This is a genomic window from Pseudomonas sp. NPDC099000 (genome assembly GCF_044759925.1).
GTDB lineage: Bacteria > Pseudomonadota > Gammaproteobacteria > Pseudomonadales > Pseudomonadaceae > Aquipseudomonas.
Genome location: NZ_JBIWAF010000025.1, coordinates 1 through 24573 on the forward strand (window position 1 = coordinate 1; position 24573 = coordinate 24573).

26 protein-coding genes and 3 pseudogenes are annotated in these 24573 nt (G+C 58.1%); 13 read left to right on the forward strand and 16 right to left on the reverse strand.

Annotated elements, in window-relative coordinates; translation table 11 throughout:
* Nucleotides 1-216 precede the first annotated feature (216 nt).
* Entirely contained in the window at nt 217-1071 is an 855-nt protein-coding gene (locus ACIQV9_RS22980; protein ID WP_403106325.1) for a LysR family transcriptional regulator, read from the reverse strand.
* Nucleotides 1072-1161: 90 nt separating this feature from the next.
* On the opposite strand from ACIQV9_RS22980, the gene ACIQV9_RS22985 reads away from it, so the two are divergent.
* A complete protein-coding gene (locus tag ACIQV9_RS22985) occupies nt 1162-1596 on the forward strand; it encodes a multidrug/biocide efflux PACE transporter (protein ID WP_403106328.1) in 435 nt (144 codons plus the stop codon).
* 169 nt (nt 1597-1765) lie between these two features.
* Here ACIQV9_RS22985 and ACIQV9_RS22990 read toward each other — a convergent pair whose 3' ends face one another.
* Nucleotides 1766-2473 (reverse strand): SDR family NAD(P)-dependent oxidoreductase, encoded by a 708-nt coding sequence (locus tag ACIQV9_RS22990; RefSeq protein ID WP_403106331.1) that lies wholly within the window; start codon nt 2471-2473, stop codon nt 1766-1768.
* Here ACIQV9_RS22990 and ACIQV9_RS22995 point away from each other — a divergent pair.
* Nucleotides 2417-2623 (forward strand): annotated as a pseudogene (locus tag ACIQV9_RS22995) (LysR substrate-binding domain-containing protein); the annotation flags it as partial. The gene ACIQV9_RS22990 and the pseudogene ACIQV9_RS22995 sit on opposite strands and share 57 nt — an antisense overlap.
* A gap of 132 nt (nt 2624-2755) precedes the next feature.
* Here ACIQV9_RS22995 and ACIQV9_RS23000 read toward each other — a convergent pair.
* The 4 genes and pseudogenes from ACIQV9_RS23000 to ACIQV9_RS23015 all read right to left on the reverse strand — a co-directional run bounded on the left by ACIQV9_RS23000 (nt 2756) and on the right by ACIQV9_RS23015 (nt 6358).
* The gene (locus ACIQV9_RS23000) at nt 2756-3478 is read right to left on the reverse strand and encodes a TylF/MycF/NovP-related O-methyltransferase (RefSeq protein ID WP_046031989.1); all 723 of its coding nucleotides are present in this window, start codon (nt 3476-3478) and stop codon (nt 2756-2758) included.
* Nucleotides 3475-4341: a hypothetical protein gene (locus ACIQV9_RS23005; protein WP_403106335.1), complete on the reverse strand. Its 867-nt coding sequence runs from the start codon at nt 4339-4341 to the stop codon at nt 3475-3477. Before ACIQV9_RS23005 ends, ACIQV9_RS23000 begins: the two co-directional genes overlap by 4 nt.
* 254 nt (nt 4342-4595) lie before the next feature.
* A pseudogene (locus ACIQV9_RS23010) lies at nt 4596-5114 on the reverse strand (inorganic phosphate transporter); the annotation flags it as partial.
* Between the two features lie 221 nt (nt 5115-5335).
* On the reverse strand, nt 5336-6358 hold the full coding sequence (locus ACIQV9_RS23015) for a transporter (protein WP_403106338.1): 1023 nt from the start codon (nt 6356-6358) through the stop codon (nt 5336-5338).
* A gap of 281 nt (nt 6359-6639) precedes the next feature.
* On the opposite strand from ACIQV9_RS23015, the gene ACIQV9_RS23020 reads away from it, so the two are divergent.
* The 3 genes and pseudogenes from ACIQV9_RS23020 (at nt 6640) to ACIQV9_RS23030 (ending at nt 9076) form a co-directional block, all read left to right on the forward strand.
* Nucleotides 6640-8262 (forward strand): methyl-accepting chemotaxis protein, encoded by a 1623-nt coding sequence (locus ACIQV9_RS23020; RefSeq protein ID WP_403106342.1) that lies wholly within the window; start codon nt 6640-6642, stop codon nt 8260-8262.
* 77 nt (nt 8263-8339) lie between these two features.
* A pseudogene (locus ACIQV9_RS23025) lies at nt 8340-8525 on the forward strand (hypothetical protein); the annotation flags it as partial.
* Between the two features lie 182 nt (nt 8526-8707).
* Nucleotides 8708-9076 (forward strand): hypothetical protein, encoded by a 369-nt coding sequence (locus tag ACIQV9_RS23030; RefSeq protein WP_403106345.1) that lies wholly within the window; start codon nt 8708-8710, stop codon nt 9074-9076.
* A 304-nt stretch (nt 9077-9380) separates the two neighbouring features.
* Here ACIQV9_RS23030 and ACIQV9_RS23035 read toward each other — a convergent pair whose 3' ends face one another.
* Both ACIQV9_RS23035 and ACIQV9_RS23040 read right to left on the reverse strand, forming a co-directional pair.
* Nucleotides 9381-9686, reverse strand: a complete 306-nt coding sequence (locus ACIQV9_RS23035) for a PepSY domain-containing protein (RefSeq protein ID WP_010457288.1) — start codon at nt 9684-9686, stop codon at nt 9381-9383.
* A 208-nt stretch (nt 9687-9894) separates the two neighbouring features.
* Nucleotides 9895-11022, reverse strand: coding sequence for a glycerophosphodiester phosphodiesterase (locus ACIQV9_RS23040; protein ID WP_403106349.1), 1128 nt, complete (start codon nt 11020-11022; stop codon nt 9895-9897).
* A 235-nt stretch (nt 11023-11257) separates the two neighbouring features.
* On the opposite strand from ACIQV9_RS23040, the gene ACIQV9_RS23045 reads away from it, so the two are divergent.
* Nucleotides 11258-11584 carry a DUF2025 family protein gene (locus ACIQV9_RS23045; protein WP_403106352.1) on the forward strand — a complete coding sequence of 109 codons (327 nt, stop codon included), beginning with the start codon at nt 11258-11260 and terminating at the stop codon, nt 11582-11584.
* A 113-nt stretch (nt 11585-11697) separates the two neighbouring features.
* On the opposite strand, the gene ACIQV9_RS23050 is transcribed toward ACIQV9_RS23045, so the two are convergent.
* Together ACIQV9_RS23050 and ACIQV9_RS23055 are read right to left on the reverse strand one after the other, a co-directional pair.
* Entirely contained in the window at nt 11698-12027 is a 330-nt protein-coding gene (locus ACIQV9_RS23050) for an antibiotic biosynthesis monooxygenase family protein (protein WP_403106355.1), read from the reverse strand.
* Nucleotides 12024-12731: a CTP synthase gene (locus ACIQV9_RS23055; protein ID WP_403106358.1), complete on the reverse strand. Its 708-nt coding sequence runs from the start codon at nt 12729-12731 to the stop codon at nt 12024-12026. The genes ACIQV9_RS23050 and ACIQV9_RS23055 overlap by 4 nt, the downstream gene beginning before the upstream one ends.
* Before the next feature lie 15 nt (nt 12732-12746).
* Here ACIQV9_RS23055 and ACIQV9_RS23060 point away from each other — a divergent pair, with 15 nt between their 5' ends.
* Together ACIQV9_RS23060 and ACIQV9_RS23065 are read left to right on the forward strand one after the other, a co-directional pair.
* Nucleotides 12747-13691, forward strand: coding sequence for a LysR family transcriptional regulator (locus tag ACIQV9_RS23060; RefSeq protein ID WP_403106360.1), 945 nt, complete (start codon nt 12747-12749; stop codon nt 13689-13691).
* A gap of 161 nt (nt 13692-13852) precedes the next feature.
* Nucleotides 13853-14164 (forward strand): hypothetical protein, encoded by a 312-nt coding sequence (locus ACIQV9_RS23065; RefSeq protein WP_403106363.1) that lies wholly within the window; start codon nt 13853-13855, stop codon nt 14162-14164.
* On the opposite strand, the gene ACIQV9_RS23070 is transcribed toward ACIQV9_RS23065, so the two are convergent.
* Nucleotides 14165-14704: a DUF1003 domain-containing protein gene (locus tag ACIQV9_RS23070; RefSeq protein WP_403106366.1), complete on the reverse strand. Its 540-nt coding sequence runs from the start codon at nt 14702-14704 to the stop codon at nt 14165-14167.
* Nucleotides 14705-14843: 139 nt separating this feature from the next.
* Complete coding sequence (locus ACIQV9_RS23075) at nt 14844-15452, reverse strand: TetR/AcrR family transcriptional regulator (RefSeq protein WP_403106369.1); 609 nt, start codon at nt 15450-15452, stop codon at nt 14844-14846.
* A gap of 214 nt (nt 15453-15666) precedes the next feature.
* Here ACIQV9_RS23075 and ACIQV9_RS23080 point away from each other — a divergent pair, with 214 nt between their 5' ends.
* Nucleotides 15667-16743, forward strand: coding sequence for an MBL fold metallo-hydrolase (locus ACIQV9_RS23080; RefSeq protein WP_403106372.1), 1077 nt, complete (start codon nt 15667-15669; stop codon nt 16741-16743).
* A gap of 113 nt (nt 16744-16856) precedes the next feature.
* Nucleotides 16857-18386, forward strand: coding sequence for an amidase family protein (locus ACIQV9_RS23085; protein WP_403106375.1), 1530 nt, complete (start codon nt 16857-16859; stop codon nt 18384-18386).
* A 100-nt stretch (nt 18387-18486) separates the two neighbouring features.
* Here ACIQV9_RS23085 and ACIQV9_RS23090 read toward each other — a convergent pair whose 3' ends face one another.
* The 3 genes from ACIQV9_RS23090 to ACIQV9_RS23100 form a co-directional block, all read right to left on the reverse strand.
* Entirely contained in the window at nt 18487-18759 is a 273-nt protein-coding gene (locus ACIQV9_RS23090; RefSeq protein WP_403106378.1) for a hypothetical protein, read from the reverse strand.
* A gap of 11 nt (nt 18760-18770) precedes the next feature.
* Nucleotides 18771-19088, reverse strand: coding sequence for an XRE family transcriptional regulator (locus ACIQV9_RS23095; protein ID WP_403106381.1), 318 nt, complete (start codon nt 19086-19088; stop codon nt 18771-18773).
* Nucleotides 19089-19181: 93 nt separating this feature from the next.
* A complete protein-coding gene (locus ACIQV9_RS23100) occupies nt 19182-19949 on the reverse strand; it encodes an AraC family transcriptional regulator (protein WP_403106384.1) in 768 nt (255 codons plus the stop codon).
* Between the two features lie 112 nt (nt 19950-20061).
* Between ACIQV9_RS23100 and ACIQV9_RS23105 the strand changes: the two genes are divergently transcribed.
* From ACIQV9_RS23105 to ACIQV9_RS23115, 3 genes are all read left to right on the forward strand, one after another.
* Nucleotides 20062-20877 (forward strand): sulfite exporter TauE/SafE family protein, encoded by an 816-nt coding sequence (locus ACIQV9_RS23105; protein WP_403106387.1) that lies wholly within the window; start codon nt 20062-20064, stop codon nt 20875-20877.
* A gap of 101 nt (nt 20878-20978) precedes the next feature.
* Nucleotides 20979-22151: a hypothetical protein gene (locus ACIQV9_RS23110; RefSeq protein ID WP_403106390.1), complete on the forward strand. Its 1173-nt coding sequence runs from the start codon at nt 20979-20981 to the stop codon at nt 22149-22151.
* A 35-nt stretch (nt 22152-22186) separates the two neighbouring features.
* Complete coding sequence (locus ACIQV9_RS23115) at nt 22187-23368, forward strand: hypothetical protein (protein WP_403106391.1); 1182 nt, start codon at nt 22187-22189, stop codon at nt 23366-23368.
* Between the two features lie 7 nt (nt 23369-23375).
* On the opposite strand, the gene ACIQV9_RS23120 is transcribed toward ACIQV9_RS23115, so the two are convergent.
* The gene (locus ACIQV9_RS23120; RefSeq protein ID WP_403106393.1) at nt 23376-24365 is read right to left on the reverse strand and encodes a hypothetical protein; all 990 of its coding nucleotides are present in this window, start codon (nt 24363-24365) and stop codon (nt 23376-23378) included.
* Nucleotides 24366-24573: the final 208 nt, after the last annotated feature.

Consider the following 24573-nt stretch of genomic DNA (forward strand, 5'->3'; position numbering starts at 1 on the left):
GGTCACGCTGGGCCTCACGGGCCGGTTTCTTTTTGGTTGGCATACATGCACCTCTGCTACATGTTATGCCCGAACACAAAATTTATGACACTCCCAGTTCGCTGGCCCCATCGCGGGCAAGCCCGCTCCCACAGGGACCTCGTCGATCACAAAATCTGCATACGCCACCAATCCCTGTGGGAGCGTGGCTTGCCCGCGAAAAGGGCCGAAGGACCTTCACTCCAGCATCTTGCCGAGCAACCAGCTCCCCGCCGGCCCCGGCGGATGCAGCCGCGACCACAACGCATCGACAAAAACCGGTTTCGGCCAGCCGCGCACGTCCAACTCCTGCAATGTCCCCGGGCCAAACCGCTCCACCAGCCATCGCGGCAACGGCGCCCAGCCAAACCCGCCCTGGGCCATTTCCAGCAGCATCAGGTAACTCGGCGCGGACCAGACGCGGCCTTTCGCACGGCTTTCATACGGATTGACGATCGTCGCCAGCCGCAATTCCCGATGCTGTTGCAACACATCCTGATCGACGAGGCTCAGCGCCGCCAACGGATGCTCGCGGGACACAAACAGGGCTATCTCCGTCCGTTCCTCCACGGTCGAGCTGACTAGGTCCGGCGGGTAACTGTCCTGCTTTTCGGCGAAGGCCACATGTGCCCGACCGCTTTGCACCAAGGCCACCAGGTCATCGCATTCAGCGATCAGGCATTCGAGTTCAAGGTCCGGATAACGCTGATCGAAAGCACTCAGCGCCGCTTCGAAACGGTCGGACTGATAGGTGTCGGAAATCGCCACCGTCAGCTTCGGCTCAACCCCTTGGGACAGTTGGCTGGCAGTCATTTCCAGGCGGCTGGTGGCGGCCAGGATCTCCTCGGCCCGCTGCAGCATCACGTGCCCGGCCGGGGTCAGGCTCGGCTTGCGGCTGCTGCGGTCGAACAGGACCAGGTTCAGATCGATTTCAAGGCTCGCGACCGCTGCACTGATGGTCGACTGACTGCGCCCCAGTTTGCGTGCTGCCGCGGAAAACGAGCCTTGCGTCGCCGCCTGGACAAACGCTTGTAACACTTCCTGAGACGCCATGAACTATCGCCTTGATCGATGGTTATTGGTTAGGAAGTATCGGCGTGAGGCCGGATCATGGCAACCACAGTCACTCAGGGAGTCCTGATCATGAGCGCCAACAAATCCATCACTGAACGTATTTTCCAGGCCATCGGTTTCGAAGTGCTGGCCATCCTGATCTGTACGCCGCTGCTGGCGTGGATCATGGACAAACCGATGATTGAAATGGGCGCTGTCACCGTTGTGATTGCGGCACTTGCTCTGGGCTGGAACGTGGTCTTCAACGGCCTGTTCGACCGTTTGCTCAAACGCTACGGCATCGTGCACAACGCTTGGGTGCGGGTTGTCCATGCGTTGATGTTCGAAGGCGGGCTGGTTGCGATGGGCGTGCCGCTGATTGCCTGGTGGCTGAACGTCAGCCTGTGGCAGGCGTTCTTGCTGGATATCGGGGTGTTGCTGTTTTTCCTGCCGTACACCTACGTTTATCACTGGGCGTATGACGTGGTGCGCGAGCGCGTCCTGATGCCTCGCGCAGTCAGTTGATCGCTGTTGTTTTTGTGGCGAGGGGGCTTGTCGGTACGCCGCATCGCCCCGTTCGGTTGCGCAGCAGTCCTAAAACCAGTCACCGAGTTTTATCTGAAGAACTTCGATGACTGACTTCAGGACTGCTGCGCAGCCCAACGGGGGCGAGCCCCCTCGCCACAGGTTTCAGTTACAAAAACATCCCGCCCGACGCTTCAACGCGCTGGCCGTTGATCCACTGGCTGCCCGGCGCCAGCAGCAGTGCAATCGCAGCCCCGATGTCATCCGGCTGACCCACCCGACCCAGCGCGGTATTGCTGGCGACGTAGCTGTTCACGTCGCTGTTATCGCGCACGGTGCCGCCGCCGAAATCAGTCTCGATGGCGCCCGGCGCCAGGGTGTTCACGGAAATGCCGCGGGCACCGAGTTCCTTGGCCTGGTAGCGGGTCAGCACTTCCATCGCGCCTTTCATTGCCGCGTAAGCGCCGTAACCCGGCAGGCTGAAGCGGGTCAGACCGCTGGAGACGTTGAGGATGCGTCCACCGTCAGCCATCAGCGGCAGCAGGTGCTGAGTGAGGAAGAACGGCCCTTTCAGGTGGATGTTCATCAGCAAATCGAACTGGGCGACGGTGGTGTCGACAAAATTCGCGGTCAGGCCGATGCCGGCGTTGTTGAGCAAGAAGTCGAAGTGCTGACGATCAAAACGGCTGCGCAACACGTCGGCGACTTGCGTGGCGAATGCTTCAAAGCGTTCGCTTTGGCTCACATCGAGTTGCAGCATCACCGCCCGAGCGCCGAGGCTTTCGATTTCGGCGACCAGGGCCTGCGCCTCATCAGCCTTGCTGTTGTAGGTGCCGATGGATTGATTCAGGCGCCGGTCAAGGGCATGCAGTCGCACTTGAGCCGCGGTGATCTAGTGGCGGTGTTACCGCAGTTCAGCGGACCATCGATGGAGGTCTCGCTGCTCTACGCCCGGCAACGGCATTTGCCGCTGCGGGTGCGAGCGTTCATGGACTGGCTGGCAAACGTCATCCAGTCCACAACCTGAAGCACAACACATAATCGGAGGGAGATTATGTGTAGGAGTGAGCCTGCTCGCGATAGCGGTGGTTCAGTCAACAGTAATGTTGACTGTTATGGCCTCATCGCGAGCAGGCTCACTCCCACAGGAGGTTATGTATTAGACGTGGAAATAACCTACGCAGCTATCAAACGGCAGACGTTTGAGTTCGATCTTGTTCAGGTCCAACACTTCACGCAGGGCTTTGGTTTCGCCCGGGAAGTTGCGGTAGGCCACTTCGTCCAGGACCACGATCGCGCCTTTTGGCATGTACGGCAGGAAAGTTTCCAGCGCGACTTTGGTCGATTCGTACAGGTCGGTGTCGAGGATCAGCATGGCCACGACCAGGTCCGGACGGGTCTTGACCCACTCCGGCACGGTCTTGACGATGTCGCCCTTGACCAGCTCGCAACGCGGAATGCGGTTGACCGGGCGCAGCAGGTCGTTGGCGTCGATCATGTCCTGGATCAGCGACTGGTCGGTGTCGGAGAACATGGTCTCGTTGACGTCGGCCGGGTCTTCTTTCTTGTCGATGCTCTGGAAGCCTTCGAACGTGTCGAAGCCCACGATCGAGCGGTTGATCGCGTAAGGCTCGAGAATCATCGACAAGTGCATGTACAGCATCAGCGAGTTGCCCTTGTACACGCCGCACTCGATGATCGCGCCCGGTACTTCAGCGACTTTCTTGAACAGTTCCATGCGCGACAGCGCAGCGGTCACGCCGATGCGGTTGGCGAAGACGAACGGTGCGTCGGCCACGTACTCGGCATCGACCCGTTTCAGAACGTTGGCACGGGTTTCGTTGTACTGGGCCTCGGCAGGCGTGATGCGACGCTTGGTCATTGCTGGATTCCTTGGAAATTCGAGAAGTCGTGGGCGTGGAAATAGTCTTTGAAACCGGCGCCGACGTCAGGGCAGGCGCTGTCGACGTTGATTGCGCCGCGCTTGTGCTTGAGGTCGTCGAGGTGCATCAGGCGGAAGTCCACGCTGAAGCGGGTCTGGTTGGTATGGTTGGCGACCGTGCCGTGCAAGTGCGAGCCGGAGAAGATCAGCATCTCACCGGTGTTGCCGGCGATGCGCACTTCTGACGCGGTGTTGATCGCTTCCATCGGCACCGGGTGCACGCGGACTTCCTCCTTGAGGTTGTCCTTGGCCTTGTGCCGCTGGTTGCTGATCCAGTCGTTGAGGCTCCATTCGCTGGAGGTGTTCTTCACGGGCACGTCGAAGTAGCCGGCGTTGATCATCATGGTCTGGTCGGGGCTGATGGTGTGCACCGGCATCCAGGTGTTGATCTGGCAATCGACGCTGCCGTACCACGTGTCGCGATGCGGTTTGTAGGCATAGCTGACACCGGCGTGCAGGTAGTCATAGTTCGGCACCACGCGAATGCGCGGCACGTCGAAAATGTATTCGCGCGGGTCGACGCCGATCTCGTCGATAAACGACAGGATCAGGTCCTTGGCGCGCTGGCTGTTGGTGAACTGGCCCTTGAGGCGCGTCACCAGTACCACGAATTCTTCCACCGGCATCAGCGTGTGCAGCGCCTGGTGGCGGGTCTCGCCGTCGAAGGCGGCGGTGATGCTTTCCTGGGCGAACGCACACAGCTCTTTGGCCGCACGCAGTTGAGTGTTCAGGAAGATGTCGCCGGCGTAGATGGCTTCTTTGAAGTCAGCTTTGTGTTGAAGCTGATTGATGTACAGATTCACGATTCCACTCCTGAATGCATCGAGTCTCTTAAGAGTCGGCCACACGTTAGCAAACTGAAGTGCAATCCGGCGGGTGGTGGATCAATAAAAAGGCAAACGCCTGAATTTGCGACGAAATGCGTTGTCCCGCGCAAAAAAATCCCCTTGTAGGAGCGAGGCTTGCCCGCGAAGGCGGTGTGTCATTCAACGATATTGTCGACTGACACACCGCCTTCGCGGGCAAGCCTCGCTCCTACAGGGGTTATGTGTTGGGGTTAGAAGAGTTGGGTGAACAGCCAGTACAGGCTGCCCGACAACAGGATCGCGGCGGGCAAGGTCAGCACCCAGGCCATCAGCAGGTTGCGGATGGTCCTCATCTGCAAGCCGCCGCCGTTGGCGACCATGCTCCCGGCCACACCCGACGACAACACGTGAGTGGTCGACACCGGCAAGCCGAACATGTCGGCCGCGCCGATGGTCAGCATGGCCACGGTTTCTGCCGAGGCGCCTTGGGCGTAGGTCAGGTGGGTCTTGCCGATCTTCTCGCCGACCGTCACCACGATGCGCTTCCAGCCGACCATGGTGCCCAGCCCGAGCGCAATCGCCACGGCGATCTTCACCCACAACGGAATGAAGCGCGTCGAGTTGTCGATCTGTTGCTTGAACATTTGCAGTTTGCCTCTGGTGTCGGCGTCGAAGTTGCCGACTTTGTTCTTGTCCATCAGGCGAATGGTTTCGCTGGTCAGGTACATGTCGTTACGCACGTTGCCCACGGCCTCGGCCGGCAGGAAGGAGTGTCCGTCATGATCATTGCCAAATGTTACAGAGAGACTGCCTTGGGTCAGGGTTTGGGATTTTTGCATTCCCGTTAATCAGAATCCACCACGGTCCCTGCCATGATCGTTCCCACGCTCTGCGTGGGAATGCCGCCCCGGACGCTCTGCGTCCAGCGTTGACGCAGAGCGTCAATGGATGCATTCCCACGCGGAGCGTGGGAACGATCAGTGTGGGAGGCTCAATAATCCTGGCGCTTACGGAACGCCCAGCGCCCGGCAATCACGGTAAACGTCGCGACCAGCGCCACCAGAATCCAGAACCCTTCCGGATCCTCCGACAATGGCACCCCACCCACGTTCATGCCAAAAAAACCGGCAATGATGTTGATCGGCAACGCCAGCACCGTCACCACCGTCAGGGTGAACAGCGTGCGGTTGCTCTGCTCGTTCAGGTTGGCCGCGATCTCTTCCTGCAACAGCTTGATCCGCTCTCCGAGCGCCGTGAGGTCGTTGATGATCAGCGCAAACTCTTCGGTGGACTTGCGAAGCTCCTTCACGTCTTCTTTCTGCAACCATTGCGGCGGACGGTTGAGCAATCGCAATAGCGAACCCGGCTCCAGCGCCAACAACCGTTGCAGACGCACCAGCACCCGGCGATTGGCACCGAGTTCTGCACGGTTGGTCGACAGTCGCGAAGACAGCAACTCATCTTCGATCTGATCGACACTGAGGCTGGTCTTGCGCACGATCTGGGTCAGCACCTCGCCCTGATCGCGCAGCAAATGCACGAGCAATTCCAGCGGTGAGCGAAAGCACTCGCCGGCCTTTACCGACGAGCGCAGCTTGTCCACCGAGTGCAGCGGTTGCAGGCGCGCGCTGATGATCAGGCGACTGCGGGCGCAGACCCACAGCGTCGACACATCCGACGAAACCATGCTGCTGAGGTTGAACACCACGTCGTTGACCACCGCCAGCAACGCCGAATCCACATGCTCGATGCGCGTGGATCGAGACCCTTCATGCAAGGCTTCGAAAAACTCGTCCGGCAGTTCCAGATGGCTTTTCATCCAGCGCTCGCACGCGGCGTGCGCGAGGTTCAGGTGCAGCCACAGGAATTCATCGCTGTCGTCCGGCTGTTGCAGGCATCGCAACGCCTTGGCCGAATCAATCTCCCGACCACGCTCGCCGGGGCGAAAACTGAAACCGTAGAGCAGACCGAACAGGTCCGGATCGCGATGGCTTTGGTCGATGCTGTGGTTCATGAGGGCTCGCAGGCTCGGCAGCTGCTACAGGTCAGGGTTACGGCTGGGTTCACTTGAGCCGCATCATCGCAAGCCGGGATGACGATTTTGTGACGATGAAAATACCGCAAACGATTGCATTGCCGGTGGTCGGAATTGATTCAAGAACCGCTCTGGCACGCCGATCTTGCTTAAGTTACTTTGCGCGGCCTCGGCCATGAGTCAAGTTTCAGACAGGGAAGTCCGGACACCTTTCACGCTGTGTTTGCTGCGTGTATCACCCCTGTCATGAGTATCACTCGATGCTGCAAAAATCCCTGAGAGCACAAATCCTCGCCTTGTTGAGCGGCAGTCTGCTGGCGATGCTGTTGATCGCCCTGGCTTGCTTTCACTTTCTGTCCAGCGGCGTTCAGAGCTACGCAAACCTGATCGAAGGCCCGTTACACACCTCGCAGTTGATCGACGAGGCCAACCTGCAATTCAAGGTGCAGGTTCAGGAATGGAAAAACGTCCTGCTACGTGGCAAGCAACCGGCTGACCTGGACAAATACTGGAAGCAATTCGAAGACCGTCAGCGCGATGTGCAGGGCATTCTCGGCGAACTGGCCGCACAGAAGGGCATCGAGCCACAACTCAAGACCCGCATCGAACGCCTGCGTGACGAACACCGTCTGTTGGGCGCCGCCTATCAGAAGGGCCGTGATGCTTATGTAGCAGCGGGTGCCAACCCAACGGCGGGTGACACGGCAGTCAAAGGCGTAGACCGTGCAACCAGTGATCAGATGAGCGAACTGGTCAGCGAATTGCGCAAGCAGGGTGCCGAGCAATCGAAGCTGATCAGCGCTGATGCCGAGCGCACGGTGTTGCTGGGGATCATTGTGATGCTTGCCTCGGGTCTGTTGATCGGGTTGTTGAGCCTGTGGCTGGTCAACCGCAACCTGGTTGAACCGATCCGCAAACTGATCGACTACGTCGCGCAACTCAGCCAGGGCAAGTTTGCCGACCGCGTGGCCAGCACCCGTCAGGATGAGCTGGGCAAATTGGCGGTCGCGGCCAACACCTTGCGCGACTTCCTCGCCGAAACCTTCAGCCGTTTGCAGCGCAGCGCCAAGGACCTGGACAACGCCAGCGGTGAATTGAATTCGATCGCCGGTCTCATGGCCAGTGGCACCAACGAGCAGTTCAACCGCACCGATCAGGTGGCCACGGCGATGAACGAAATGTCGGCCACCGCACAGGAAGTCGCCCGCCACGCCGCCGATGCCGCACGTGCCGCCGACGATGCCGACCAGTCCGCCCAGCACGGCGAAAAAGTCATGCAGGGCACCATTCACACCATCACCCAGATGCGTGGCGAAATCGCCAATACCGCCACGGTCATCCGCCAACTGGAAACCGACAGCGGACGCATCGGCAAGGTGCTGGAAGTGATTCGCGGCATCGCCGAACAAACCAACCTGCTGGCGCTCAACGCGGCGATCGAAGCGGCCCGTGCCGGTGAAGCCGGACGCGGTTTTGCCGTGGTGGCCGATGAAGTGCGCAGCCTGGCCCAGCGCACGGCGGCGTCGATCATCGAGATCAACCAGATCATCCAGACGGTGCAAACCGGTGCAGTGGACGCGGCTCAGGCGATTGAAAGCGGTCAGTCGCGCAGTGAAGAAAGCGTCGAGCAGGTGACCCAGGCCGGCGCCATGCTGGAGCGGATCACCCAGGCCGTAGAAGCCATTCGCGACATGAACCGTCAGATCGCCACCGCCGCCGAAGAGCAGACCTCGGTGGCCGAGGACATCTCGCGCAACCTCACCGAAATCACCAGCATCGCCAGTACCAACCTGGACAACGTGCAGCGCACTGAAGCGGCCGGCCGCAATTTGCACGGGTTGTCGGGGCAGTTGAATGAAGTCACGGCGCGTTTGAGCGCGTAATGGAAAGGGCTGTGTACCGGTTTGCTTGCCGAATCGGTACACAGTCGATCTCAAGTGCTGATTGCCGATGTCGATGAGCTCAGTCCAGGCAGGACGATACTGATGCCGATGCCAAGGCGGCGAATGTAGCCGCCGCACAGGCGCAGATTTCGACCCCATCGGTTTCGTTGCAGACGGCGACAGCGGCGTTGTTGCAGGCGTTGCAGGCGTTGCAGTATTCCGGCTCCAGTACGTCCGGCGCGTTTGTCAGTACATCAGCATGACTGGCCGATGACTGTTCAATGGAGTAGGCGCGCCGCTTGTCGAGTTTTCTGATGCGCAGCCCTTGTTTTTGCGCGTACCTGTTATTTCTGACAGTAGACAGGTTTTTCCCCGAGCGCTTTGATATCGACATCGCCCCCTTCCGCTATTCCTATTCAGGGGTCGATTTTAAAGGAGCGTCAATATGGAAGAGCTTAAAGCGATGATCATAACGGGTTCCATGGTTAAGACCCTGCTGGTCGACACTTCACTGCCGTTACTACCAAGAGTTACTATCCCACCGCGTCCTGACTATAAAGTAGGCGAAATCATCCGTGTCTTTATGGGAAACGTTTTGGTGGGCACGCATGCGTACAGATCGGGGGACTTTGGCCCGATCGTCTTTCCACTGAATAAAGAAGCTCTTGTCCAGGTCTCTGGTAACGTCCCGTGCAGTTACGACATCGAACATCTGGATGGCGAAAAATCCAGTTCGGAAAGCGGGCGGCTGGCAGTGCAGATTTACGATGGTGTGACAACTCAGGTCTTGGAAGGTCCATCGACCTCGCTGTAGATAGTCATAGGGTTTGGCGAAAAAAAGAGCGCCAGAACGCTATCAGTGAGTCAGCGCTCGCTTGCCGGCGCTTGTCAGCATCGGAAAATCAAAAGTAAACAGCGTGCCTTCCAGCTCTGTCGAGCGTAGGTCCAGTTTGTTGCCATGGGACTGCGCAATCTGATTGGCAATGTGCAAGCCCGACCCGAGGACGATCTGCGGATTTTCGCTGGCCGGTCGCGAGTAGGAGGCGCCTATTGTCTGAATCCGGCAAGCAAAAAAGCCGCACGATCCGAAGATCGTGCGGCTTTGTTTTATACGGGTATCAGGTGTCTTGTTTGTCGCTCAGGACTTTACCGGTGGTGGCATCGAAGTCCACGTCAAACTCTTTGCCGTCAGCGGTTTTCAGTTCCACTTCGTACTCGTAGTTATTGAAGTGGTTGTCCAGGTCGGTGTCGGTGATGGTCGCACCCGGGTGCAGTTTCAGCGCAGCCTGGTTCATTTCTTCCAGTGGCTTGATCTTGCCGCTCTTGACCAGCTCAGGGATCTGGTCGACGCGAACGTCAGCCTGAGCCAGGCCAGCGGTGAGGGTCAGGGCAGCGGCGGTGAACAGGGCAGTCAGGGTTTTCATGGGGTCATTCCTTGGGGTGATCTGTTTAAGTGAGTCCAGATTAACTGTGGCAACTTAATTCACCCTTAATTCCAATGACCGTGTCGTTTGGAAGGTTTCGCGGTCAAGCCTCGCTCCTACAGGATCACAAATGAGGCAATCGCCCCAAGTCCTGTGGGAGCGAGGCTTGCCCGCGAAGAAAACGACGCGGTGTCGTGCCAGCTACCGATCAGTACCCGTTGTTCTGCAGCAACTGCGCCACCGTCCCGGCCGCCGGGCGTTTGTAGAACTTCAGCAATTCGCTGGCGCGGTTGGTGAAAACGCCATCGACACCGGCCTCCATGACTTTCTGGTAATCCACCGCATCGTCGATGGTATAGACGTGCACCAGCAAGCCTTGATCGTGGGTGTATTGGTTCATCCACGGTTTCACCAGGTCCGAATAGCTCTGATCGCCCCCCTTGGTCAACGCAGCCGAAGGACCGGTGCCGATCGCGCCCTGAGCCTTGGCGTACTCGACCCATTGCTGGAATTCGGCTTTGTCTTTCGGTTCCTGTCTGGCGTAGTAAGTGGCCTTGTCCTTGTCGCCGGACTCGGCAAACGTCACTTTGGATTTCGGCTCGATACTGCCTTCGCCGACCCACAGCAACAGGATCTTCGGCACTTGCGGCATTTCCTTCTCAAGCAGTTCGAGGCTGCTCTTCTCGAAGGTTTGCAGCACGACTTTGCCTTCGCCCTGACCGACCGCCAGATTGCTTTTCGCCAGTTTGGAACCGGCCGGGCTCAGCCAACCGCGATCCTGCAATTTATCCTTGAGGTCGCGTTCGAGGCCGGGGAATTGCTTTGGCTCTTTGGTTTCAATGTACAGGCCGGGCTTGTGCAGCGGATTGCCCTGGGCGATGTCGATGATTTCGTCGAGAGTCAGAATCTTCAGGCCAACGTAGGAAGGACGCGCGCGATCCGGGTACGCGACGTTGAACCAGCTGCCGGCATCCAGGGTTTTCAGTTCGGCGAGGGTGAAGGCGTTGGCCGGGCTGTCCTTGCGATCGGGGAATTTCGTGGCGACGTCGGTGGTGCGTTGCAGGTTGTTGTCGTGCAGGGCGAACAGCACGCCGTCCTTGCTGCGTTGCAGGTCCAGTTCCAGGTAGTCGACGCCCAGGTCACGGGCCAGTTTGTAGGCGGCGGCGGTGGATTCCGGTGCATCGTAGGACGCGCCACGGTGGGCGATGACCGCCGGGTGCGGGATACCCAAACGGGTCGCCAGAGCAGTCGGGCTGGGCTCATTGGCGGCGTGTGCCTGGCCGAGGCCCAGCAGGATGCTCAGCAGCAGGGCGCTTTTGGTGAAGGTAACAGGCATGGTCGAGGTCCTTTCGCGATGAGTTTTCAAAGACGTCTCTTTTAACAACTGAGCGCCGCCAGCGCTATCGCCAGACCGACATAAACGTGTTTAAAGCTGATTTTTTCAGCGCTTTTGTGCGGTTCTTTGCAGTACTCTTGGCCCAGGCGTTTCCCCGGCAGAGGGAAACCCGATTGCTTGTCCTTGCGTGTAAACCATCGATCACCGGTCGTTAACGACCTTTTGTGAGGTTTATATGCGCATCACTTCCGAGCTTATCTGCCAGGCCGCCGACCAACTCAAAGGCTTCGTCGGCCTCAATCGCAAGACCGGCCACTACATTGTGCGTTTCAGCGAAGACTCGTTTGGCATGGACGTGGCTGATGACGGGATTATTCCCACCAGTGAATTTGTCTGGGCGCCGGGACCGGAGCAGGCCATGACGCTCAAGCGTGAGCTGATTCAGTTGCTGCTGGACCAGAATATTGATGACCGGATCAATGTGAGCGAGCCGTTGCGGGTGTATATGAATCGGCGGGAAGTGCCGGAGATTTCGGCGGTCAGGAGTCTGGTTCAGGGCTGAGGTTTTGTGGTGTTTAAACTGGCCTCATCGCGGGCAAGCCTCGCTCCTACGGGTTATCGGTGCCCTCTGTAGGAGCGAGGCTTGCCCGCGAAGGCGGCCTAAAGAACACTGCATCATTTTACTGCCTTGAACGCATACGCCCGCTCAACTTTGCACACCCGCGTATGACACGCCGAATACCACGTCGACCGCCCCCGCTCACGAATCTCACTGTGCTCGGGATGATGCTTCCACGCCAGAATCGCCGCCTCGCTGGCCCAGTACGACACCGTAATCCCCACCCCATCCTCGCCCCGAGCCGATTCAACACCGAGAAACCCCGGCTGCTCACGGGCCAGTTCCACCATGCGTTCGGCGGCCTCGGCGTAGCCTTGATCGCCGTCGGTGCGCAGAGAGGTAAAAATCACCGCGTAGTACGGCGCTGATGGCGTATCGGCAATCATGGATTTTGCCTTTGGCAGGCTTCGATCAAGGCGCGAACCAGCGGCGGGAGTGTGCCTTTGAGCGCGGCGCGTTCGGGCTGGAACAGGGTGGCGACGAAAAACGGATGCCCATTGAGTTCCACCGCCCGCAAGTCGCCGGTTGAATCATGGCCAACGGCGCACAGTTGTTGGGTCAATAACTCACGCTCGAACTGCGGATTCACTCCATAACGGCAGCGGTATCCCTCGACAATTTCAGCGATTTCGTACGTCTCGGCGATCAAAGAGCCTTCAACCAGATGAATGCTGTCCGTTGCTTCGACCAGTGAACAGGCCAGCGGCGTGAGTAACGCGCGCGCTGCATCGGGATGGGTTTCGCCGTGCTCGGCGTCATCCCAACCCAACACGTTTCGAGCGAACTCAAGCACCGCGTGTTGAAAGCCGCCGCAGGTGCCGAGGAATGGTCGCTGCTGTTCACGGGCAAACCGAATCGCCCGTAACGCGCCGTCCATGTCGCGGTATGGGCTGGCGGGCACGCACCAGAAACCGTCGAAGTGTTGTAACGGGGTGGCGGCGTTGATGTGATCGGTGGCCAGCCACTGAAATTGCACGTCCACGTTCAGCTGTTCGGCAGCCATGCCGAGTGCCACGGGAATGGCTTGGTGGGCGGAGACTTGTGGATCGTAGTCACCTATCAGGGCAATGCGGATGGCGGTGGTTTCCATGAGTGATCTCGATGCTTGTTGATTCCTGGTACCCACTATAGATTGGCGTTCACGCATTCAATATTGGCGTTAACCCAAGTGATCAATGCAGCGACGCACTATCGACTCGACTACCCAGACCTGGCGCTGATTCTCGCCTTGGTGCGCGGCGGCTCTCTGGCTCGGGCGTCGGCGCTATTGAAGGTCGACGTGTCGACGGTGTTTCGCGCGGTTCGCCGACTGGAAGCCGCGCTGGGCCAGCAACTGTTCGAAAAAAGCCGCGCCGGTTATCTGCCGACTACGCTCGCACAGACTCTGGCTGAGCAAGCTGAACGGGCAGAACAAGCGCTAGATGCCGCGCGCATCGGCGTAGAGCAGGGCGGGGAAGTCATCAGCGGCACGGTGCGGCTGACCTGCACGGATTCTGTCCTGCAAGGGTTGCTGCTGCCGGCGCTGGCGCAGTTCATGCCGTCCTACCCGGCACTGACCCTTGAGCTGAGCACCTCCAACGACTTTGCCAACCTCAGCCGCCGGGATGCCGACATCGCCTTGCGCCTGACTCGCACACCGCCCGAACATTTGGTAGGCCGACGTCTGGCGGATATTTCCTATCGGGTCTGTGCCAGCGCGGCCTACCTGAAATCGGTCGATCCTGAAGACCTGGCTTCACTGACCTGGATCGCGCCGGATGACTTTCTTCCCGACCATCCCACCGTTGCCTGGAGGCGCCAGCAATTGCCCGGCGTCACACCCGGTTATCGCTGCAACAGCATGTTGTCGGTGACCGAGTTGGTGCGGGCAGGACTGGGCGTCGCAGCGCTGCCGGATTTTTTGATCGGTGACCAACTGCAACCGCTGACCGGCCCGTTACACGGCTACGACACCGCGCTCTGGCTGCTGACCCGTCCGGACTGCCGCGCGTTGCGCTCGGTGGTGACGTTGTTCGATGAGCTGGGGCGCAGCATTCGTTTGCCAACTTAGTTGTCAGCCCGATGACTACGCAATTTCCGGAAACAGCCCTCGTTGCAAAGCGCTTTAACCTATGACATCTGTCGACTTTTCTGATTGTTAACGCGCTCGCCGATCTCTAGTTTTGACGTTACGTCATTCGACAGAACCGTTAAAAAAGGAGAGGGATTACCATGCAAAAAATAGCTCGGTGGCTGGTGGCTTCGTGTTTCTGTGTAGGGGCTTTTCCGGCAATCGCACAACCTTTCACCTGTGGTAGTAAATTTCTGGGCAGCGACATACAGGCACAAATTGCTCAGGTGATCGTCGAGGACGGTGGTCGAGCAGTGGGTGTTCAACGCGTGTTCACTATTTGCCAAAAGGGCGTTATTGAGATCGTGCTGGATGGCAACAATGAGCAGTCGACTCCAAGCTATAAAAAACGCTGGCAGCAGCGTGCTGCCACACTACTTGAGGTGCCCGCCGATAAGCTGATTATTCGTTGATCAAGGTTTTGGCGAGTCTTTGCGCACGAAATGTTGATGCATTTCGGAGGTCAGGCTTTCGATGCGTTCGGTCAGAGTCTTGGTCATTTCCGTCAGCCGGGTGTTCTGCTCAAGCAACTCCAGCAGTTGCGCGGTGTTCTGTGCTGCTTGTGCCTGTCGTTCGCTGTTGGCCACAGCGATGGATTCGCGGTGCAGCGCGTCGGCATCGGACTGGGCTTTGTCCCGCGCCGCCTGGCGGGTCTGAGCCAGCAGAATCAGGGGGGCGGCATACGCCGCCTGCAGGCTGAACGCCAGGTTGAGCAGGATGAACGGATAAACGTCGAACTGGGTCACGCCAGAGACGTTAAGGCATATCCAGACCGCCACGATCAGCGTTTGGGCGCCCAGGAAGGTCGGCGTGCCGAAGAACCGCGCAAAGGCCTCGGCGCGCAGGGCAAATTTGTCGTTGCCGAACGTCGGCGCCAAGTGAGCGTGGGCGCGGTGGAAGCGCAGGTGATCGACGGCAGCGGCGGGTTTGGTTTCGTGGGGCGGGGTGGTCATGATGCTCTCTGCCTGGCGCTGGGACTGACGCTCACTATAGCCTCAGCGCCAGTTTCATTCTGAAACACATTGCCGCGTTTTATTCAGCGCGTCCCGTGATCGATCTTTCGGCAGAGATTGTCATTTATGGCAGCTCGATTCAGCGCTGATAACAAGCCAGAAACATGTCCAGCGCCGACTCCACGACGGTGCTTTGCATCTCGTCTGACAGCGCCGGGAGGCCCATGGAAATCTGCGGCCAGAACGCAAAGGATTTGAGCATTCCCTGGATCTGTTGCGCAGCAAATTCGGGATCGACCGGCTTCAATCGACCGTCCGCCTGGGCGGCGCGGATCCACACGGTCAGGCCTTCTTCACGTTCACCCATCCGGGCCACCATGTTCTGCGCGCGCTCGGGAGAATGGATGGTGGCCGCGATCGCCACCCGCGCCAGGTCGAGAAAATTGTCATCGCCCAGCATCTGCAATTTCGCCTGCAACATCAGGCGCATTTGATCGCGCAGCGGCAAGTCTGGGCGGTAGGACGTTTCCTGCTCTGCCGTCACCCGTGCCCACAGTTGATTGAGGATTTCGGCGAACAATTCTTCCTTGCTGGGGAAGTGGTTGTACACCGTGCGCTTCGACACGCCAGCGGTGGCGGCGATCTTGTCCATGCTGGTGATGTCGAACCCGTTGGCACGGAATTCGGCAATCGCCGCCTGGATGATGGCTTCGCGTTTTCGGTCGGTGAGGCGCTGTGGAGCTGTCATAAGTACGCTTCGGCAGTCGGCAGAGAAGAATTACACTCGGCAGTTTACTTGTGATCCGCTTTGATGCAACCTTGAAACTACACTGTGCAGTGTAATGTTTTGTTAATCCTGCACAGCGAACAATAGAATCTCCGGCTGATGCGTGCGTGCTTTGGCCATTTATCGTCCCACCGTGAAATACCGCTCTGTGCGGTTTTTCTGGAGTTACTCAGTCATGGCCAACTCAATTTCCCCAACGGACAACGCCTCAACGCCTGAAGCTTCCCGTCAGGCACAAGGGCTGTTCCGAAATCATGCGCCCGTGCAGCGTGAAGGATTTCGGAAGATGGTGCGCATCATGTGGAGCATGATCTTCCACAAACCGCGCAACACCCGCCCGACAGCGCCCGTTCCGGTGCAAGCCCTGACCCAGGCCGCGTTGATTGCTGCCCCCAACCACAGCGTCTATCGCCTCGGTCACTCCACCGTACTGCTGAAACTGCGGGACAAATTCTGGATCACCGACCCGGTCTTCGCCGAGCGCGCCTCACCCGTGCAGTGGGCCGGTCCCAAGCGTTTCCACCAGCCGCCGATCAGCCTCGAAGAACTGCCGCCGATTGAAGCGGTGATCCTGTCGCACGACCACTACGACCACCTCGATTATCAAGCGGTGCTCAAACTGGCGGACAAAGCCAAGTACTTCCTGACGCCATTGGGCGTGGGCGACACCCTGATCAAGTGGGGCGTCGAGGCCAGCAAAGTGCGCCAACTGGACTGGTGGCAGGGCACGGAAGTCGATGGCATCCAGTTCATCGCCACACCGTCGCAACACTTTTCCGGTCGTGGCCTGTTCGATGGCAATAGCACCCTCTGGGCCTCGTGGGTGATGATCGACGGCGACACGCGGGTCTTCTTCAGTGGCGACAGCGGTTATTTCGATGGCTTCAAACGCATCGGCGAACAGCACGGCCCGTTCGACTTGACCCTCATGGAAACCGGCGCCTACAACGTCGAGTGGCCGCACGTTCACATGCAGCCAGAGGAAACCCTGCAAGCGCACATCGATCTCAAAGGGCGCTGGTTACTGCCGATTCACAACGGCACCTTCGATTTGTCGATGCACGCCTGGTTCGAGCCCTTCGACCGGATCCTCGCGTTGGCTTGGGAACGCAATGTGTCGATCACCACGCCGCAAATGGGCGAGGCGTTCAATGTGAAGTACCCGCAGCGGGGGGGCGCATGGTGGTTGGAAATGGAAAATACCGTGCAGGAAAAAGGGCGTTTGGCTTGTAGCGGCTACAAGTCTGGGTGACGTTTCCTACATTTATAGTTCCTTGTGGCTGACAGCCGTTTCCTGCGGTTTAGGTAGGCTGTGCGGCGGGTGAAATGACTCACCCGCGATTAGCCATAACAAGGAAGCTGTAAATGAAGGACGTTCTAAAAAACCGCATGACGGCACTGGCGCAGATCATTCTGCTATCGGTCAGCGGACCTGCATTCGCAGACAACAACACCTCCGTTACTGCCCAGTCGCTCGAATATGCGAGCGTCAGGGAGCTCACCGAGCGGATGGAGCGTAACGAACTCACCTCAGTAACACTGGTGGAATATTTGCGGGCGCGTATCGACACGTTGGATAAGCAAGGACCGATGATCAACGCGATTATCGAGCTCAACCCGCAGGCCATCGACATTGCCACCGCCCTGGACCAGGAGCGTCAGGACGGAAAAGTGCGTGGCCCGTTGCACGGCATTCCAGTCCTGCTCAAGGACAACATCGACACGGCGGACCAGATGCAAACGAGCGCGGGATCTTTGGCCATGATCGGCCAGCCTGCTGCAAACGATGCGTTTGTCGTCAAACAGCTGCGTGACGCAGGTGCCGTCATTCTCGGCAAAACCAACATGAGCGAATGGGCTTACGTCCGGGAAATGGGCTTGCCCCACGGTTGGAGTGGTCGAGGTGGCCAGGGTAAAAATCCCCACGTGCTAAACGGCGAAATCTGCGGTTCCAGCTCGGGTTCAGCCGCCGGTGTCGCCGCCGGTTTTGCACCGTTGGCCATCGGTACCGAAACCAACGGTTCCATCACGTGCCCTGCTTCAGCCAATGGAGTGGTGGGCGTCAAGCCTACGTTGGGTCTGTTCAGTCGATCGGGCATCATTCCCATCACCCGTCTGCAAGACACGCCGGGTACCCTCACTCGGACCGTCCGCGATGCCGCGCTGATGTTCAATGCCCTGCAAGGTGTTGACGCCAGTGACCCGGTAACCAGCGATGCGCCAGCAGGCGTCGACTACACCGCGCTGCTCACCACGGATGCACTGCAAGGCAAAAGAATCGGTTACCCGACTGAGTATGTCGGCACGAATGGCACTGTTCTTCGACCCGGTTTTGAATTCCTGATGGCATTGGCCACACTGGAAGAGCAAGGCGCTACCCTGGTGCCGTTGAAGCTTCGACTGCCAGATATCGATGGCTATTTCAACACCCTCATGGCAGGCATGAAACATGAACTGCCCGAGTACCTGACCAGCCGTTCAGGCCTACCGATTCAGACGCTTCAACAGTTGATCGATTTCAACGAACTTAATCCGGGCGCCGAAGGCTACGGGCAGCAAATGCTGAACGACATCAACGAACTGGACATGACCCACTCGCAGGCAACCGAAATGTTCGGAATCCTCAGTGCCAGCTTCAAGGCTGCCATTGATGAGCAAATGGCTGAACGTAACCTGGATGCATTGTTCGCCGATGCCGATGGCTACTCGCAATTCAGTGCCGCAGTCGCTGGTTACCCAGCCATTACCGTCCCGTCGGGAATGAACAGCGATGAGCTGCCAACGTCTGTGTTCTTTTTCGGCCAGCGCTGGAGTGAACCCCAACTGCTGGCGCTGGCTTACAGCTATGAACAAGCATCGTTAGAACGCCAGAATCCTGCGTTTAAAGAGCAGTAAGGTCCAAGACCAAGGCGGGGATGGTCGGCGTTAAAGGCTTGGTTGCGCGCTCAATGGGGATCGTCATTTTCCCTTCCCGCAGGCGTGATCAAGTCAAGCCTCAGAACGCCTGATCCTCTGCCGTCGGGCCGCTCGCCATGGAGCGGCCCGCGATCTTCGCCACCGTCAGATCGCGAACATTCCCGCCAAGAATTTCATCCAGCTCCCCCGCGGACAGCCCCAGCCTTTGCGCCGCCTCCACCTTGCCCAACTGACCGGTGTCGAGGAGCAAGCCGATCTTCATGAGGTATTCGGCCTTGGCCCTCATCTCACCCACATCGGCAGCACCCGAAGTCGGAATACCGCGCCTGTCGCATTCATCGATTCCATTCATCTGCTGACTCCTCACTCAACCATCGCGTAGTCCGCCCGACCCACCGGATCAGGCGTCGACCCTCTCACATTCATCCCTCGACCCGGCGCAAACCCCGGGAAGAACACCAGGCCTTCCGATTCAAACCGATACGCCAACGCCAGCCGGGTGACATCCAGCACGTCGCGTTCGTCCTCAAATCGCACAATGGCGTCCACGGAGACACCGGATTCCTCCGAGAGCTCTTCCACGCTCCAACCCAGCATCGCTCGGGCCTGGGCACAGTGGGTCGGGGTGAATTGGAAAAGGGCGATACGTTCCAGGGTGATTTTCATCGCAAGAGAGGCCATGGTGTTCTCCGGGCTCGAGAGTGCTAATCCAAAAAGTACTGTTGTTTTGTACAGTTGTTTTGCGCCCGGATCAAACTCATTTTTTGATTTTTGCTATGTCGCGCCCTCCATCCAGACGGACGGTGCCTGTCCCAATACGCGGCGAAACATGGTCGAGAATGCCGCCGGGCTGTCATAACCGAAATCCAGCGCAATACGCGTCACCGGCGTGCCCGCCGCCAATCGTGCCAGGGCCAGCACCACACAAGCCCGCTGGCGCCATTGGCTGAAACAGAGGCCAGTCTGCTGGCGGAACAACCGATTGAACGTGCGCAAGCTGATGTGCAATTGATCGGCCCATTGCTGCGGCGATTGATGCGCGTCGGGCCGCTGCAAAAAGCCTTGGCACAACCCAAGCAACCGCACATCGACCGGTAGAGGAATGTGCAACGGCAAATGAGCACTGCGCGCCAGCTCATGCAGCAGCAAGTCGATCAGCGCGCCATCGCGCCCGGCCTCGTCATACGCCAGCGGGATCTCCACCGCCTCCATCAACAAATGCCGCATCAACGGCGACACACTGATTACCTGGCAACGATCCCCCAGATCAACCGTGCCAGGTTCGATATACAAACTGCGCGTGCTCACCCCCAGCATCAGCACTTCATGCGCCACTCCCGCCGGAATCCACACCGCCCGCTGCGGCGGCACCACCCAATTGCCGTCGTGCGTGCTGACCTGCATCACCCCCGTGGCGCCGTAGAGGAGTTGTGCCCGCCGATGCGTATGACGGGGCAACACATGGCCGTGGGAATAATCCGTACCGACCGCCACCACCGAGCGTGGAGTGTCATCCAGCAGATTGATCGAAACATTGCGCATTGAGCGTCTTCCAGCAGTTGGCGTAAACGCGAACATTATTGGCTGACTTGCTGAAGCACGCCAAGGCGCATCGCTCTATTGTCGACCGCTCTCAATCAATGGACGACGCGCAATGTTTTATCTCCTGCTGGCATTTTTCGGGTGCATGACTGGCGTCAGCGCGGTGTTGTTCGGTTTTGGTGGCGGCTTCGTCGTGGTGCCATTGCTTTACCGCTTCCTCACTGCAAGCCATGGTGTCGACGACCCTATCGGTCAATCGGCGATGCACATTGCCGTGGCGACTTCGACCTGCGTGATGATCGTCAACGCATTGATCGCCACCGGCAAACACCGTCGCGCCGGCAATCTCATTCGTCATTATCTGTGGCCTCTGGGCGGGTTCATCGGCCTGGGCGCAATCGTCGGAGCGGTCGCCGCGATGTGGGTGAGTGGCGAGGTGATTCGCTATGCCTTCATCGCTTACTTGGGCGTGACCATCGTAGATTGCCTTTTCAGACGCGGTTTTCTGACAGCGTCCGACACCGCAATCCCACGACGATTGGGCAGGGCAGAAGTGTCGGGTGGTGGCGTAGGAATCGGCGCGATCGCGACCTTTCTAGGCGTGGGTGGCAGCGTCATGACCGTGCCGTTGTTGCGTCGATGTGGATTGAGCATGAGTCAGGCGACGTCCATGGCCAATCCGCTAAGCCTGCCGGTGGCGTTGGCCGGGACGCTGACTTACATGGCGATGGCGGGGTTCACCGAGTTTGATCTGGGACCGTGGTTTATCGGCTATGTGGATGTGATGGCGTTTGCGGTGTTGACGATGGGATCGTTGGTGGGAATTCGATTGGCCACGCCTTGGATTGGGCGGATACCGGATCGAACCCATGCGCGGGTGTATGTGGGTTTGCTGGTCTTGGTGATGATCAGCATGTGCCTGAGTTGAGTGCTGGCGACGTAGCTTTTCATCGATTATCGGACGATGCTTCGCCATAATCCGCGGCTCTTTACCGCGAGCAGGCGCTCGTTCCATTCAAGGATGATGTGATGTTCAAAGGACTGTTCCGTCTGCCCGGCGTTGTCATGCTGGCGTGCACAACATTTTCTACTGCGCTGTGGGCTGAAAACGGTACTCGGGTCTACATCGGAACGGTGGGCAAAACACCGATCGTGCTGGAGGTGAACGCCAGCGGCAGTGACGGTCGCTACTTCTACCAAAAGTACCGCGGCGATCTGGTGCTCACCGGCAAAAAAGAAGGCGAAACCCTGATACTCGATGAGGGCAGCCCGCCTGAAGAAGAGGGCAAGCCTCTCCCGCAATTTCGCTTGCAACCCAAGTCCGACGGTTGGTCCGGCGAATGGATCAGCTCACAAGGCAAAGTCCTCAAGGTCGAGTTGCAGCCAGCCAAACTCCCGCCTGTGTCCGCCGATTCGTTGCCCTATCTCGTCAGACTCCATGACAAGGAACCGTACGAATTCCTACGTCTGCAAGGCCTGAAACTCAAACAAGGGCGGACCGAAATCTTCATGGGTTACACGCTGCAATGGTGGAGCGAGCCGCAGACAAAATCAGAAGGATTTGAAGTGGTTTCAGGTTACGCCGCAGAGGCACGTCGGCGGATCAATCAGCAGTTAATGACGCGGTTGTGGCAGGGCGTGGAGGGGCATTTCGGCTGCTACGTCGATGGCCGTGAGAGCTATTACAATCAGACGATGCAGCCGTCGTGGATGGCGCCTTCCGTAATGAGCACGACGCTCTCATTCGAGTACTACTGCGGTGGCGCTTACCCGAATCAGTACAATCAAGCGCTCAATCTTGATACCCGCACCGGAAACGCCCTGACGCTTGATGACGTGTTGTGGGTGGGGCAGGGCAAGCCACTGCATTTCGAACACAACGATGACGACGATGAGCATTCACCCGAGTCTTTCGAAGACTATTCCGCCTACCGCTCCAAAGAGTTGGCGCCCTGGCTGGTGGCGCAACTGCTTAAGCTCTATCCCAGGGAAGTGACGACAACGTCAGAGGGGGAGAACGACTGCGGCTACAACGAAGAAGACCCTTGGCAATTTCCGGACTGGTACTTCACCGAAAACGGCATCCGGTTAGAGCCTTCCTTCGCTCACGTGGCTGCTGTGTGCCGAAACATAGGCTGGAGCGTTCTGCCCTACAGCCTCGTCAAACAGCACCCCGGCGGCGTAGCACTGCAACTGCCATAGGCTGCATACGGAAACATTTACCCAGGGAAGATTTGATGTTCAAACGATTGTGTCGCTTGACCGGCGTTGTCGTGCTGGTGTGCTCAACGGTTTCTACTGCGCTGGGGGCCAACAGTGACAAACAGGTCTATACCGGAACATTAGGCAATTCGCCGATTGTGTTGGAGGTGAACTCCGATAATGGCAAGGTCGTGAGCGGGCGGTACTTCTACCAGAAGTACCGCAAGGACTTAATACTCAGTGGCGAAAAGGAAGGTGAGGCACTGAGATTTGAGGAGGGCAACTACCGCGATCGCGAGGGTGAACCGCGCCCAAACATTCGTCTTCAGCCCACGCCCAGCGGCTTGTCCGGGGAATGGACCAGTCCCCAAGGTAAAGTCCTGAAGATAGAACTGCTGCAAGCCAAACTACCACCGGTTCCAGTGGATACTTCGCCTTATCTCGCTACGCTCCATGACGTGGCGCCTTATGAATACCTGCGCCTGCAAGGTATGAAACTCAAACAAGGCAAGACCGAAACCTTCATGGGCTACACGCTGCAATGGTGGAGCGAACCGCAATCCGGGATGTCGTTGTTTGAAGTGGTTTCGGGTTACAGCGCCGAAGAACTTCAGCGCATCAATCAACAATTAATGGGGCGATTGTGGCAGCAAGTCGTCAGCTTTCACGACTGCCTCACCCAGCCCGGCACGTACGTCTACAGCCAAACGGCCGATCCGTTGTGGATGTCACCCTCGGTGATCAGCGTGAACATCATGGCCGAGGACAACTGTGGCGGGTCTTTCTCGGATGAGAGGGACATGCCGTTCAATCTCGATACCAAGACCGGCAAGACCCTGGCGCTGGAAGATGTGCTTTGGATAGGACTGGGCGAACCGCAGCACTACGAACTGAGCCAGCTCGACGAAAAGGCATCCTATGATGCTTATCGCGCCTATTCCGAATACCGCACCAAAGAACTGGCACCGTGGCTGCTAGGTCAATTGCGTACGCTCTATCCCGAGGAAGTCACCACCACGACTGAGCGCAATGATGGCTGCGTCTACGGTGAAGAACAGGCGTGGATATTCCCTTCCTGGTACTTCACCGACCAAGGCATCAAGTTGCTGCCTTCCTTTGCTCACAACCAAGCCATGTGTCGAAGCGTGGAATGGAGCGTCCTGCCGTACAACCTGATCAAACAACACCCCGGCCACGTAGCATTGCAGTTTCCCTGACACTGAATTACTTATCCGCCAGCCCCGGTGCCTCACGAATAATAAAGTGATCCAGGTTCTCGATATTCGCACTGAACACCCCGAACGTCTGCTCGGGGTTTTTCTTGCTCGGCACCTGCTTCAACTCCGGCGTCACGCCATAAAAGAAGCAATACAACTCCGCTTCACTGTCGATGGCATGCTTGATCTCTTCCAGAAACGCTTTGCGCTTACGGTAGTTCTCGATCAACTTCTTGCTCAGGTAAACGTTGACTGAATACGGCTTCTTCTTCGCCTCGTCCGCCTGTTTGAACCAGACCTTCTGCTCAAAATCGATGCGAAAGCTCTGCGTGTAATCCTTGATCTCCTTGATCTTGCCCCAGTAAATCAGCCCCTTGTTGTCCGTCAGGTATTCAATCTTCTTGAAGAACGACCCATAAGGCGCCGTGTGCTCGCCAATCTTCAGCGGCATGCGCTTGAGCAGGTCCTTGTCCTCGAAGTTCGACACAAAACACTCCACCGGGTGGGCGAATATGCTGGTCTTGTCCGGCGCCGTTTCATGGCTCGGGTGTTCTGTGTTGCTAGCCGCAGTGATTGGCTTCGGATCGTCCCGCACCACATCCGCCGCCACCACCGGGTTCGACGGCTTACGCACATACTCACGCCGAGTCAGCAACAACTCCGACGGGAAATGCTCCTCGCGACTGTCATCCGTTTCCGCACCGTCCGCGTCCACACCTGACGCCGACGCCTTGAGACTGACATAAGGACAATCCGCCACATGCCGGGTGCTGGGCGTGTTCTTGAAGTGCGGGGTGCGCACGTAATTCACGTTTTTGGCGTTGAACGTCGTCAGCACATTCGTCGCATCGAAAGCCGCCCTGCATGCGTCATTGGGACATTGGAAGTGTTCCTTGGCGGAATCGAACTCCATGGTTTCGTCGAAATTGAGATCGCGCACGTCATAGATCGACAGCTTGTCGTCGAGGCTGAGGCAGTAGGCGAGGTCGAATTTCATGGCGGGCTCGGGTCCTTGAGTGGGGAAGGGTATTAATAGCGGGAGGCGGGGTGGGTTGCACTGAATGTTTTCAAAACACAATAAAATCTGCGGCAACCCACCAGCTCTGTGGGTGTGAGCCTGTTCGCGAAAAACCCAGGAACACCAGGGGGCATCTGGTTGAACGCATTGTCGGTTTTCTCGGACAAGCTCGCTATTTGACAAGCGG